At 73.9% G+C, this 13,192-nt stretch carries 12 protein-coding genes and 1 riboswitch; of the genes, 8 read left to right on the top strand and 4 right to left on the bottom strand.

Features of this window, described 5'->3' with window-relative positions; all coding sequences use genetic code 11:
- Positions 1-8 precede the first annotated feature (8 nt).
- Positions 9-1,487: a GntP family permease gene (locus ACI79F_RS08430; protein WP_456545700.1), complete on the top strand. Its 1,479-nt coding sequence runs from the start codon at positions 9-11 to the stop codon at positions 1,485-1,487.
- A gap of 54 nt (positions 1,488-1,541) precedes the next feature.
- On the top strand, positions 1,542-3,119 hold the full coding sequence (locus ACI79F_RS08435) for an FMN-binding glutamate synthase family protein (RefSeq protein WP_456545699.1): 1,578 nt from the start codon (positions 1,542-1,544) through the stop codon (positions 3,117-3,119).
- A gap of 22 nt (positions 3,120-3,141) precedes the next feature.
- Here ACI79F_RS08435 and ACI79F_RS08440 read toward each other — a convergent pair whose 3' ends face one another.
- From ACI79F_RS08440 to ACI79F_RS08455, 4 genes are all read right to left on the bottom strand, one after another.
- Positions 3,142-3,321, bottom strand: coding sequence for a hypothetical protein (locus ACI79F_RS08440; RefSeq protein WP_456545698.1), 180 nt, complete (start codon positions 3,319-3,321; stop codon positions 3,142-3,144).
- A 107-nt stretch (positions 3,322-3,428) separates the two neighbouring features.
- Entirely contained in the window at positions 3,429-4,049 is a 621-nt protein-coding gene (locus ACI79F_RS08445) for an FMN reductase (RefSeq protein WP_456545697.1), read from the bottom strand.
- Entirely contained in the window at positions 4,046-5,191 is a 1,146-nt protein-coding gene (locus ACI79F_RS08450) for an LLM class flavin-dependent oxidoreductase (protein WP_456545696.1), read from the bottom strand. The genes ACI79F_RS08445 and ACI79F_RS08450 overlap by 4 nt, the downstream gene beginning before the upstream one ends.
- An 89-nt stretch (positions 5,192-5,280) precedes the next feature.
- A complete protein-coding gene (locus ACI79F_RS08455) occupies positions 5,281-5,985 on the bottom strand; it encodes a TetR/AcrR family transcriptional regulator (RefSeq protein ID WP_456545695.1) in 705 nt (234 codons plus the stop codon).
- 161 nt (positions 5,986-6,146) lie between these two features.
- On the opposite strand from ACI79F_RS08455, the gene ACI79F_RS08460 reads away from it, so the two are divergent.
- The 6 genes from ACI79F_RS08460 (at position 6,147) to ACI79F_RS08485 (ending at position 13,173) form a co-directional block, all read left to right on the top strand.
- Complete coding sequence (locus tag ACI79F_RS08460; RefSeq protein WP_456545694.1) at positions 6,147-7,424, top strand: amidohydrolase family protein; 1,278 nt, start codon at positions 6,147-6,149, stop codon at positions 7,422-7,424.
- A gap of 282 nt (positions 7,425-7,706) precedes the next feature.
- The gene (locus ACI79F_RS08465) at positions 7,707-8,978 is read left to right on the top strand and encodes an amidohydrolase family protein (RefSeq protein WP_456545693.1); all 1,272 of its coding nucleotides are present in this window, start codon (positions 7,707-7,709) and stop codon (positions 8,976-8,978) included.
- 138 nt (positions 8,979-9,116) lie between these two features.
- On the top strand, positions 9,117-10,010 hold the full coding sequence (locus tag ACI79F_RS08470) for an enoyl-CoA hydratase (RefSeq protein WP_456545692.1): 894 nt from the start codon (positions 9,117-9,119) through the stop codon (positions 10,008-10,010).
- The gene (locus tag ACI79F_RS08475) at positions 10,007-10,849 is read left to right on the top strand and encodes an acyl-CoA thioesterase (RefSeq protein WP_456545691.1); all 843 of its coding nucleotides are present in this window, start codon (positions 10,007-10,009) and stop codon (positions 10,847-10,849) included. Before ACI79F_RS08470 ends, ACI79F_RS08475 begins: the two co-directional genes overlap by 4 nt.
- Before the next feature lie 286 nt (positions 10,850-11,135).
- Complete coding sequence (locus ACI79F_RS08480) at positions 11,136-11,831, top strand: DivIVA domain-containing protein (protein ID WP_456545690.1); 696 nt, start codon at positions 11,136-11,138, stop codon at positions 11,829-11,831.
- A gap of 175 nt (positions 11,832-12,006) precedes the next feature.
- Positions 12,007-12,166, top strand: a riboswitch (cyclic di-AMP (ydaO/yuaA leader).
- 212 nt (positions 12,167-12,378) lie between these two features.
- Positions 12,379-13,173, top strand: coding sequence for an aggregation-promoting factor C-terminal-like domain-containing protein (locus tag ACI79F_RS08485; protein WP_456545689.1), 795 nt, complete (start codon positions 12,379-12,381; stop codon positions 13,171-13,173).
- Positions 13,174-13,192 lie beyond the last annotated feature (19 nt).

Raw genomic sequence — 13,192 nt, forward strand, 5'->3', positions numbered from 1 at the left:
GACCCGCCATGCCCGAGGTCGAACCCGCTCTGGGTGCCGGTCCGCTGCTGCTCATCGCGGCGGGCGGCGTCCTGCTGCTGCTCTTCCTGATCATGAAGCTCAAGCTGCACGCCTTCGTGGCGCTGATCCTGGTCAGCCTGCTCGTGGCGCTCGCGGCGCAGGTACCGGTGGAGGACGTCGTCGACACGCTGACCGGCGGCTTCGGTGCCACCCTGGCCAACGTCGCGCTGCTGGTCGGGCTCGGGGCGATGCTGGGCCGGCTGCTCGAGCACAGCGGCGGGGCGCAGGTGCTGGCGGACACGCTGATCCGCCGCTTCGGGGAGAACCGGGCGCCGCTCGCGCTCGGCGTGGCGGCGCTGCTCTTCGGGTTCCCGATCTTCTTCGACGCCGGGCTGGTCGTGTTCCTGCCCATCGTGTTCACCGTCGCCCGCCGGCTCGGCGGGTCGCTGCTCACCTACGGGCTGCCCGTGGCCGGGGCCTTCGCCGTCATGCACGCCTTCGTCCCGCCGCACCCCGGGCCGGTGGCCGCGGCCGAGCTCGTCGGCGCCGACATCGGCCTGGTGCTGCTGTACGGCCTGCTCATCGGCCTCCCCACCTGGGTGCTCGGCGGCTACCTGTACGGCGTGTGGGCCGGCCGGCGCTACCACGTCGACGTCCCGCCGGCCGAGGACGGCGAAGAGCCCGCGCCCGCCACACCGCCGTCGCCCGCGGGCACGGTCGCCGGGACGGCGCCGGGGGTCGCGGCCCCGTCGGGCGGGGCCCGCACCGCGGTCGAGACCGCCGTCCGGCGGCCCGGCCCGCCGGCGTTCGGCACCGTGCTCGCCGTCCTGCTGCTGCCCCTGGTGCTGATCTTCCTCAACACCGGGATGAGCACGCTGGCCACCGCCGGGGCCGTCGACGAGGGCTCGATCGTCGTCCGCGTCGCACAGCTCGTCGGCGCCACCCCGGTCGCGCTGCTGATCACCGTGCTGGTCGCGATGTGGGTGCTCGGCCGGCACCGGGGCGACAGCGCCGCGGAGGTCGAGTCGGTGGTGAACAGCGCCCTCGGCCCGGTCTGCGCGATCATCCTGATCACCGGCGCGGGCGGCATGTTCGGCGGCGTCCTGCGGGCCAGCGGCATCGGTCAGGCCCTGGCCGACGTGCTGAGCGACATCGGGCTGCCGGTGATCGTCGCGGCCTTCGTCATCTCGGTGCTGCTGCGGGTCGCCCAGGGGTCGGCCACGGTCGCGCTGACCACCGCGGCCGGGCTCATCGCCCCGGTCGTCGAGGCCAGCGACTCCCTGACCGCGTCGGACCTGGCGCTCGTCGTCATCGCGATCGCCGCGGGCGCCACCGTGCTGTCGCACGTCAACGACTCCGGCTTCTGGCTGGTCAGCCGGTTCTTCCGGATGGACGAGAAGACGACGCTCAAGACCTGGACGGTCATGGAGACCCTGCTCGGCACGATCGGCTTCGTCATCGCCCTGGTGCTCAGCATCGTCCTCTGAGCCCGCGCGCCGCGCCCGCTCGCCGGGGAGGCGGCGGAGGAGCAAGGTGATCCCATGAGAGGCATCGTCCGCGCCGCCGTGGCCGGGGCCGGGGCGCTCGCCGCCGTCGCCGTCCGGGACCTGCTGCAGCGGGAGCACACCGTGCTGCGCAACTACCCGGTGATCGGGCACGCCCGCTACATGCTCGAGTCGATCGGGCCCGAGCTGCGCCAGTACCTCGTCGCCGGCAACGAGGAGGAACGGCCGTTCACCCGCGACCAGCGCCGCTGGGTGTACGCCTCGGCGAAGCGGGAGAACAACTACTTCGGCTTCGGCACCGACAACGACCTGGAGCACGCCAGCGGCTACCCGGTCATCAAGCACAAGACGTTCGGGTCCGCCGTGCCGCCGTCGCACCCCTCGTCGGCGACCGACGTCCCGCTGCCGTCGGCCAAGGTGCTCGGCGCCGCGCGCGGCCGGCGGCAGGCGTTCCGCCCGCGGTCGGTCGTCAACGTCTCGGCGATGAGCTTCGGCTCGCTGTCCGGGACGGCGATCGAGGCGCTGAACCGGGGGGCGGCGCTGGCCGGCTGCCTGCAGAACACCGGCGAGGGCGGCCTGTCGGTGCACCACCGGCACGGCGGGGAGCTGGTCTTCCAGATCGGCACCGCCTACTTCGGCTGCCGCGACGAGCGGGGCCGGTTCGACCTCGCCCGGCTCAAGGACCTGGTCGCGGGGGCGCCGGTGCGGGCGCTGGAGGTCAAGCTGAGCCAGGGCGCCAAGCCCGGCCTCGGCGGGGTGCTGCCGGCGGCCAAGGTGTCGCCGGAGATCGCCGCGGCCCGCGGCGTCCCGGTGGGGGAGACCTGCGTCAGCCCCTCCCGGCACGCCGAGTTCTGCGACACCGACAGCATGCTGGACTGGGTCGAGCTGCTGGCCGCCGAGACCGGGCTGCCGGTCGGCATCAAGTCCGCCGTCGGCGACATGGGCTTCTGGGACGAGCTCACCGACCTGATGGCGACCACCGGCCGCGGGGTGGACTTCGTGACCGTCGACGGGGGCGAGGGCGGCACCGGCGCCGCGCCGATGGTGTTCGCCGACTCGGTGTCGCTGCCCTTCCAGCTGGGCTTCGCCCGCGTGTACGCGGCGTTCGCCCAGCGCGGCCTGCACGAGCAGGTCACCTTCGTCGGCGCCGGCAAGCTCGGCCTGCCGGACAACGCGATCGTGGCCTTCGCGCTCGGCTGCGACATGGTCAACGTGGGCCGCGAGGCGATGCTGGCGATCGGCTGCATCCAGGCGCAGAAGTGCCACACCGACACCTGCCCCACCGGCGTGGCCACCCAGAACGCCTGGCTGGCCCGGGGGCTGGACCCGGCGCTGAAGTCGGTGCGGCTGGCCAACTACGTGGCCACGCTGCGCCGGGACCTGCTCAAGGTCGCCGAGGCCTGCGGCGTCGAGCACCCGGGGCTGATCGACACCGACGCGGTGGAGCTGATCGACGGCCGGACGTCGTCCACCCCGCTGTGCCAGGTGTATGGCTACGCGCCCGGCTGGGGGCTGCCGTCGGCCGCGGACCGCGCCGAGATCGCCCGGCTGATGCGCGGCGCCGCACCGCAGGGCGGGTCGGCGCCGGCGTCGGTCGACGCCGTGACCGGCTGACCCGCCGGCCGGCCCGGCCGCCTCACACGGCGCCCGGGCCGGTCCACAGGCGGACGGGCGGCCGGGCGTCGACGACGACCGGGCCGCCGCAGTTCCAGCAGGTCGGCCCGCGCTGGTGGTCGGTGTGGTCGTCCAGGGGGTCCTGCCCGCCCACCTCGCAGGCGGGACAGGACCAGTGGACCTCGATCCGGCGGTTCTCCACGGCCGGTCTCCTCGGGCTGGGGGCGAGCCGCCGGGACTCGGCACCTCACCCGGAGGGCTACCCGCCCCGCCGGGCCCCCACCCGTGACCGGCCCCGCCTGCTGGATGTCAGCGGCCGCCCAGCAGCTCGTCGAACGGCACGAAGTCGGTGAACGGGTCGCCGCTGCGGACCGGGGTGCGGGCGGGCCGGCCGGCCACGAGGCCGGCCAGCTCGTCCGCGGCCCGCTCGATGCGGGGGACCAGCGCGCCGCCGTCCCCGTCGGCCCAGTCCTCCGACGCGGCGAACACCGCGGTCGGGGCGGGGACCGTCCGCAGGTGGGCGAACAGCGGCCGCATCGCGTGCTCGAGGACCAGCGAGTGGCGGGCGCTGCCGGCGGTCGCGCCGAGCAGCACCGGCGTGCCGGCCAGCGCGTCGGGGTCCAGGACGTCGAAGAACGTCTTGAACAGCCCGCTGTAGGAGGCGCTGAACACCGGGGTGACGGCGATCAGGCCGTCCGCGCCGGTGACGGTGTCGATCGCGGCCGGCAGCCGGCCGGCCGGGAACCCGGTGACCAGGTGGTCGGCGAGCTCGCGGGCGTGCTCGCGCAGCTCGACGACCTCCACGGTGGCGTCGTCCCCGCGCCGCCGGAGGGCGTCGACGGTGGCGGCGGTGAGCCGGTCGGCCAGCAGCCGCGTCGACGACGGGGTGCTCAGCCCGGCGCTCACCACGGCGAGGGTGCGGGTGCTCATCGGGTCGGCACCTCCTCGGCGGTGCGGCCGGTGACGTCGTCGGCGGCGTGCACGGTGCCGTCCGCGGCACCGCCGCGGGCGGCGACCCGCGAGGCGTGCGTGGGGGCGTCGGGCACGTGCGCCGGCCGGCGGGCGGCGAACTCCCGCCGCAGCACCGGCACGACCTCCTCGCCGAGCAGGTCCAGCTGCTCGAGCACGGTCTTCAGCGGCAGGCCGGCGTGGTCGATCAGGAACAGCTGCCGCTGGTAGTCGCCGACGTAGTCGCGGAAGCCGAGCGTGCGCTCGATGACCTGCTGCGGGCTGCCGACGGTCAGCGGCGTCTCCCGGCTGAACTCCTCCAGCGACGGGCCGTGGCCGTAGACGGGCGCCTCGTCGAAGTAGGGGCGGAACTCCCGGACGGCGTCCTGGCTGTTCCTGCGCATGAACACCTGCCCGCCGAGGCCGACGATCGCCTGGTCGGCGCTGCCGTGGCCGTGGTGCTCGAACCGCTGGCGGTAGAACTCCACCATCCGCTGGGTGTGCTCCTTGGGCCAGAAGATGTGGTTGGAGAAGAAGCCGTCGCCGTAGTAGGCGGCCTGCTCGGCGATCTGCGGGCTGCGGATCGAGCCGTGCCAGACGAAGGGCGGCACGCCGTCCAGTGGCCGCGGGGTGGAGGTGAAGCCCTGCAGCGGGGTCCGGAACCGGCCCTGCCAGTCGACGACGTCGGTGTCCCACAGCCGGCGCAGCAGCGCGTAGTTCTCGACCGCCAGGGGGATGCCGTCGCGGATGTCCTTGCCGAACCACGGGTACACCGGGCCGGTGTTGCCGCGGCCGAGCATGAGGTCGACGCGGCCGCCGGCCAGGTGCTGCAGCATCGCGTAGTCCTCGGCGATCTTCACCGGGTCGTTGGTGGTGATCAGCGTCGTGGCCGTGGACAGCTGGAGCCTCGACGTCCGCGCGGCGATGTACGCCAGCGTCGTCGTGGGGGAGGAGGAGAAGAACGGCGGGTTGTGGTGCTCGCCGAGGGCGAAGACGTCGAGCCCGACCTCCTCGGCCTTCTCCGCGATGCGGACCACCGCCTGGATCCGCTCCGCCTCGCTGGGGGTGCGGCCGGTGGTGGGGTCGGTCGTGATGTCGCTGACCGTGAAGATGCCGAACTGCATCGGACCCGCCTCTTCGGTTGAGATCTCAACTATCGGTGCGTGCAACCGGGGCGGCGCCGGGCGCATTCCCGGCGGGGGAGGGGCCGCCCTCAGCGGGGCCGGGCGGCCGGGGCCGCGAGCGCGCCCCGGACGATGTCGAGGAACTCCTCGAGCGGGATGCCGGCGGGCCGGTCGGTGATCTCCGGGTCGACCTGCGCCTGGGCGAGGACGAGGCCGCCGACGAACTGGGCGAGGTGGCGCGGGTGCCCCGCGCGCACCGTGCCGTCGCGCTGCCCCTCGGCGATCCCCTCGGCGTAGGCCTCGAGGACGGCGCGCAGCGAGCTGCGGTCGCTGCCCGAGTCCAGGTCCACCGCCATCGACGTCAGGGTCAGCCGGGCGTGCCGGGGGTGGCCGCGCAGGTCGTGCACGGCGGCGCGGGCCATGGCCACGACCTTGTCGATGCCGGTGGCGGCGGCCTCGGCCGAGGCGCGGAACGAGTGGCCGAGCGAGGCGGCGTGCCGCTCGAGGGCGGCCGAGTACAGCGCGTCCTTGTTGCGGAAGAAGTTGTAGATGCTGCCGACCGAGAACCCGCAGCCGGCGGCGATCTGCTCGAGGCTGGTGCCCTCGTAGCCCTGCTCGACGAACAGCCGCTCGGCGACGTCGAGGATCTCCCGCCGGCCGCTCTCCAGCCGCTCGAGCCGGCGCCGCTCGCGCGCCGCCGCGGCGGCCTCGCGCAGGGCTGACCCGGAGGCGCGCGCCCCGGGTCGGGAGCTCCCCGTGGGGGTGCGGGGGTCGGCCCCCGGGACTGCCGGCACGGTCACAGTCTGCCAGCACCGGGGCGGCGCTGAGGAGTGTTCAGGGCGTTGAAGGTGACTCAGGACACCTACTAGTGTCCGGCTCGCCCCGGTGCGGAGGCGTGCCCGGCCGGCGCACCCCTGACCACCCCGCCCGCCCCCCCGACGACGAGGAGAGGCCCGTGTCGAGACGGCTCGACTTCCCGGTGTTCGACGCCGACAACCACATGTACGAGACCACCGACGCCTTCACCAAGTACCTCCCCCCGGAGTACGCGGGCCTGGTCAAGTACGTGCAGATCAACGGCCGCACCAAGATCGCGCTGAAGAACACCATCAGCGAGTACATCCCGAACCCGACCTTCAACAAGGTCGCCCCGCCCGGCGCCCAGGAGCTGGAGTTCCGCGCCAAGAACCCGTCGTCCAAGCACGTCCCGGTCGGCGGCGCGGGCCAGTTCCTCGAGAAGAAGGCCGGCGACGAGAACCTCGCCGGGATGCCGCCGAAGTACATCGAGTCGCCGCCGGCGTTCTTCGACCCCGGGCCCCGGCTGCAGCTGCTCGACGAGCTCAACATCGACCGGGCGATCATGTGGCCGACGCTGGCGTCGCTGCTGGAGGAGCGGCTGGCCGACGACCCGGACGCCACGCACGTGATGGTGCACGCGCTCAACGAGTGGATGCACGAGCACTGGACCTACAACTTCGAGGACCGGATCTTCCCGACCCCGGTCATCACGCTGCCGCTGGTCGACAAGGCCCTGGCCGAGCTCGACTACGTCGTCGAGCGCGGCGCCAAGGCCATCCTGATCCGCCCGGCGCCCGTCCCCGGCTACAACGGCCGCCGCCGCTCGTTCGCGCTGCCGGAGTACGACCCGTTCTGGGCCCGGGTGCAGGAGGCCGGGATCCTGGTGGGGATGCACTCCTCCGACGACGGCCAGCAGCGCTACCTCAACGAGTGGGAGGGGCACCGCGGGGAGTTCCTGCCGTTCGGCCAGAAGCCGTCGGGCTTCTCCAGGATCCTCGGCGCCCAGTACCGCGGCATCAAGGACACGGTCACCTCGATCGTCGGCCACGGCCTGGCGACCCGGTTCCCCGACATCCGGTTCATGCCGGTGGAGAACGGCAGCGCCTGGCTCAAGCCGCTGCAGACCACGATGGAGAAGGTCTACCGCCGCAACCCCGGCGCCTTCGACGAGGACCCGCTGGTCGCGCTCAAGCGGTCGATCATGATCCACCCGTTCTTCGAGGAGGACATCCTCGGCGTGGTGGACGCGATCGGCGCCGACAACGTCGTCTTCGGCTCGGACTACCCGCACCCGGAGGGGCTGCACGACCCGACGAGCTTCATCGACGAGATCGACACCCTGCCCACGGCCGACCAGGCCAAGATCATGGGCGGCAACCTCAACCAGCTGCTCGGTTACTCGGCCGACAGCGGCGCCCTGCCCGCCGCGGCCTGAGCGACGACCCCGCCGCCCCCGGCCCCGGTGCACCCGGGGCCGGGGCCGGCGGGCGCGCCGGCCGGCCGGGTGGGCGCGCCCGCGGCCCCCGGCCGCGCCGTCGCGTCCGCCGCGGGGCAGGCTGTGCCGCAGAACACTTCGACAGTTCTGGATGAATCGTATTCAGAACCTTGAGGGTGACTCAGCCCACTGCTACGTTCGGATCGCCGCTGTTCCCCGCGCGCTCCCGGAGGCCGATCGCCCTGGCCGGGCGCGTGTCCGCACGATGAGGAGAGGACCTCCGTGTCCCGACGCCTGCCGTTCCCGGTGTTCGACGCCGACAACCACTTCTACGAGACCACCGACGCCTTCACCAAGTACCTCCCGGCCGAGTACGCGGGCCTGGTCAAGTACGTCCAGGTGAACGGCCGCACCAAGATCGCGCTGCGCAACGTCATCAGCGAGTACATCCCGAACCCGACCTTCAACAAGGTCGCGCCTCCCGGGGCCCTGGAGCTCGAGTTCCGCGCGAAGAACCCGTCCTCGAAGCACAAGCCGCTGAGCAACAAGACCAGCTTCGGCGAGACGACGAACGAGGAGCGCAAGACGATCGAGGGCATGCCGCCCAAGACGATCGAGTCGCCGCCGGCGTTCTTCAACCCCGCCGACCGGCTGCCGGTCCTCGACGAGCTGGGCCTGGACCGCGCGGTCATGTGGCCGACGCTGGCGTCGCTGCTGGAGGAGCGGCTGGCCGACGACCCGGACGCCACGCACGTGATGGTGCACGCGCTCAACGAGTGGATGCTCGAGCACTGGACCTTCAACTACGAGAACCGGATCTTCCCGACCCCGGTGATCACCCTGCCGATCCTGGACAAGGCGCTCGCCGAGCTCGACTACGTCCTGGAGAACGGCGCCAAGGCCATCCTGATCCGCCCGGCGCCGGTCCCCGGCTACAACGGCCGCCGCCGCTCGTTCGCCCTGCCGGAGTACGACCCGTTCTGGGCCCGCGTCCAGGAGGCCGGGATCGTCGTGGGCATGCACTCCTCCGACGACGGCCAGACCCGCTACCTCAACGAGTGGGAGGGCCGCCAGGGCGAGCACCTGCCCTTCGTGAGGAACTCGGGCTTCCACGCGCTCGTCTCGGCCGAGTACCGCGGCATCAAGGACACGGTGGCGTCCATCGTCGGCCACGGCCTGGCGACCCGGTTCCCCGACATCCGGTTCATGCCGGTGGAGAACGGCAGCGCCTGGCTCAAGCCCCTCATCGGCACGATGGAGAAGGTCTACGGCCGCAACCCGGGCGCGTTCGACGAGGACCCGGTGGTCGCGCTGCGCCGCTCGATCATGCTGCACCCCTTCTTCGAGGAGGACGTGCTCGGCGTCATCGAGGCCATGGGCGTCGACAACGTCGTCTTCGGGTCGGACTACCCGCACCCGGAGGGCCTGCACGACCCGATCGAGTACATGAACGAGCTCGAGGGCCTCTCCGACGAGGACAAGGCCAAGGTCATGGGCGGCAACCTGAACAAGCTCTTCGGCTTCGCGGCCGACGACACGGTCATCGCCGCCTGATCCGCACGGGCACGACCTGAGGCGTCGGCCGGACGCGTTCGACCGTCCGGCCGGCGCCTCAGCCGTGTCCGTCCCCGCAGTTCCCCCATCGGACCGAACCCCGGCGAGGGCGCCGGGTGCGAGAGGCGGCGACGACCCATGCCGGACCACCAGTTCATCACCACCGACTCCTACGACGACGGCGCGATCGTCCGGATCAACCTGAACCGGCCGCGGCAGCGCAACGCCCAGAACCGCGGCATGCTCGTCGAGCTCGACGAGGCCTTCCGGGCCGCCGAGATGGACGACCGGGTCCGCGTGATCATCCTGGGCGCCGAGGGCACGATGTTCTCCGCCGGGCACGACACCGGCTCCAAGCAGTCGATCGTCGAGTGGACGCCGGGCCCCGACCAGCACCCGACCACGAAGATCGACGGCGGCACCCGGCTGGGCCCGGAGAAGCTGTTCCTGCAGGAGTGGCACTACTACTTCCAGAACACCCGCCGCTGGCGCGACATCCGCAAGATCACCATCGCGGAGGTCCACGGCAACGTGATGTCGGCCGGGCTGATGCTCATGTGGGCCTGCGACCTGATCGTGGCCGCCGAGGACACCCTGTTCTCCGACGTCGTCGGCCAGCGGCTGGGCATGTGCGGGGTGGAGTACTTCGCCCACCCGTGGGAGTTCGGGCCGCGCAAGACCAAGGAGCTGCTGCTCACCGGCGACTCGATCGACGCCCGCGAGGCGCACGCGCTGGGCATGGTCAGCAAGGTGTTCTCCCGCGAGGAGCTGGCCGAGGGCACGCTCACCCTCGCCCGGCGGATCGCCGCGCTGCCCACGATGACCGCGCTGCTGATCAAGGAGTCGGTCAACCAGAGCCAGGACAACATGGGCTTCCAGAACGCGCTCAAGGCCTGCTTCACCCTGCACGAGCTCAACCACGCCCACTGGTCGACGATCCACGAGGACGGCTTCCCCGGCGCCCGCGCCGAGGACGGCATCCAGGGCACCATCCAGGCCGAGAAGGCCGCCGCGAACGGGAGCACGGCGTGAGCGAGACGGTCGCGCGTCCCACGGTGGACGACGTCCTGCGGGTGCTGGAGCTGGAGAAGACCGGCGAGGGCCGCTACGTCGGGCAGTGCCTGGCCACCGAGGGCCCGGTCGTCGCGGGCGCGCAGATGATCGCCCAGGCGATCGTGGCCGCCACCGCGGAGGCCGGCGGCAAGCACGTCACCTCGGTGCACTCGACCTTCGCCCGCACCGGGCGGGCCGACCAGCCGGTCACGCTGGAGGTGGACCGCTTCCACGAGGGCCGCTCCCTGGCGTCGATCACGGTGACGGTCGGCCAGGGGGAGCGGAGGCTCGCCCGGTCGCTGCTGCTGCTCGGCGCCGACGAGGCCGACGTCATCCGGCACGACAGCGAGCCGCCGGCCACCGGCGGACCGGACGACGCCCCGGCTCAGGACAGCCACCTGCAGGGGCACGAGCAGCGCACCGTCGGCGGCGTCGACGTGTTCGACCCGGCCCTGGTCGGGCCGCCCGAGCTGCAGTACTGGTCGCGCTGGGCCACCGACCGGACCGAGCGGGACGTCGCGCAGGCGCTGCTGACCTGGGCGAGCACCAACTCGTTCCTGGGCGCGGCGATGCGGCCGCACGAGGGTGTCGGCCTCAGCCTCGCCCACCGGTCGCTGTCCACGGGCGTGCTCAGCCACACGGTGTTCTTCCACGACGACGTCGCCGCGGGGGAGTGGCTGCTCTACGCGCTGCGCAGCACGTTCACCGGCGGTGGCCGTGCCTTCGGCGTCGGCGAGGTCTTCACCGAGGACGGCCGGCTGGTCGCGAGCGTCACCCAGGAGTCGATGATCCGGCCGATGACCGGCGGGGCGCTCTAGCGCGCCACCCCGGCCGGCTGGGCCGGCGACCCGCACGGGACGGCCGGACCGGGCCCCGCACCCCGGGGCCCGGTCCGGCCGCGTCCCCCGCTGCCCGTCCGCCGGCGGCCCCCACAGCGCTGCGTGAGGGCGCCGGTACGCCGGGTGGGACCCCTCCGTCGTGCCCGATCCGTGACCTGCGCGGACCGTCCCCGACCCGCCCCCGTCCGGGAGTCTCCGGGCAGACCGACGGCGCGCGTCGCGGACGGCGGACGCCGGCACGGCCCGGACTGCGGAGGGGGACGACATGGCGATGCGGGGTGCGGTCCTGGACCCGACGCCGGCCGGCGGCACCGGGGCAGGCGCCCCCCGCACCGCCGCGCCCGGCGCGCTCGAGGGGCTGCTGGGCACCGGGCCGTGCTTCACCGGCGCGCTGCGCGGCTACGACCGGCTGCAGGTCGACAACTACGTCGCCTGGGCCGAGGCGGAGATCGCCGCGGCCCGCCGCGAGAGCGACCACCTGCTCAGCCGGTACGCCGCCTCCTCCTCCGAGCTGCAGGAGGCCCGCCGGCGCCTGGCCCAGCTCGCGCGAGAGCGGGACGCCGCCCCGCAGGCCGACCCGGCGCGGCAGCTGCTCGTCGACGCCGCCGAGCACGCCGCGGTGCTGACCGCCGCCGCGGAGGCCGAGGCCGAGCGGATCCGCCGGGAGGCCCGCGAGGAGGCCGAGGCCCGGCTGCGCAACGTCGCCGACCTGCGGGCGGCCGCGGTCGCCGTCCGCGAGCAGGCGGCCGCCGAGCTGGAGGCCGCGCGGCGGGAGCTCGACGCCGCCCGGACCGCCGCGGCCGCCCAGCAGGCGGAGCTGGTCGCCGAGGTCGCCGAGCTGCGCCGGCAGCGGGACGAGGCGCGGGGCTCGCTGCGCCGGCTGCGCGAGCAGGTCGACGTCGCCCTGCAGGTCGTCGCCCTGCCCGACGAGGCCGGGGAGCGGGCGCTCGTCGCCTCCTGACCAGGCCGGACGCCGGTCACGCAGCGTCCCGCCCCGAGGGGTCCGGCGGACGGGTGTGACCACTGGGGCGACGACCGTCACGCAGCGGATTCCCACCCCGACATTGTCACGGGCCGATAACGGACCTACGGTGGCTGTCGTCCGGCTGGTCGTCTCGTCCCCGCCCGGGGAGTTCGGCCGGACGCCGCCGAGTCGCGACCGCACCGCGGGAGCGAGCCGGGGACCCACCGCAGTACTGGGGTGAATCCCGCCCCTCGAGCCGCGCTCGAGGGCGGGTAGGGCTTCTTCCCGCCCGAACCCGTCAGCTAACTCGGTAGGCGGCCACGGAAGGAACGGAGAGTCTCCGCATGCCCCGCCTCCGGGCTCCCGCGGCCCGCAGGTGCCGCCGGCGCGCTCAGCTCGGCTAGCCCGCCGCCCGCACCCGCCCCGCTCCCGGGAGGGCGCTCCAACGCGCCCCCGGGCCCCCCGAAGACACCAGCACCACCCGCGCGCCCTCCTGGGAGGACGCCGGTGTCGCGTGCGCACTCTCCCTCGGAGTCCTCCCCGCATGTCCTCGCAGCACAACACCCGCTTCCGCCGCCTCCGCTCGCCGCTGCGCGCCCGCCGCCCCGGCCTGCTGCTCGCCGCTGCCGCCGCCGGCGGCGTCCTGGTGAGCGTGGTGGCCACCGGTGAGACCACCGCGTCCGCCGACGCCCCCGTCACCGAGTCCGTGAGCGTCGCCCAGGCGCTCGGCGTCGACGGCACCGCCCCCGCCGCCGCCGGCTCGCCGGACCTGGCCGGGCTCGGCGACCTCGCCGCCTCCCGCTCCGAGCGCGGCGAGGCCGCCGTCGGCGCGGCCCAGGCCCAGCAGGCCGCCGACCAGGCCGAGCTCGACCGGCGCGCCGCCGAGGCCGCCGCGGCCGAGGCCGCCGCCCGCGCCGCCGCCGAGGCGCAGGCCGCCGCGGAGGCGCAGGCCGCCGCCGAGGCCCAGGCCGCCCGGGAGGCCGCCGAGGCCGCCAGCGCCCCGGCTCCCGCCCCCGCGCCGGCCGCCTCGTCGTCCTCCTCGGCCGCCCCGCGCGGCTCGTTCAAGGACTACGCGCTGGCCCAGGTCGGCAGCGCCTCGGAGTTCTCCTGCCTCGAGTCCCTCTGGGGCCGGGAGAGCGGCTGGAACCCCAACGCGCAGAACCCGACGAGCACCGCCTACGGGATCCCGCAGTTCCTCAACTCGACGTGGGCGAGCACCGGGATCGCCAAGACCAGCGACGGCTACCGCCAGATCGACGCCGGTCTGATCTACATCGAGAACCGCTACGGCAGCCCCTGCGCCGCCTGGGCCCACTCGCAGTCCACCGGCTGGTACTGACGAAGGACCCCCTCGCCCC

This window comes from Blastococcus sp. SYSU D00868 (assembly GCF_054050575.1).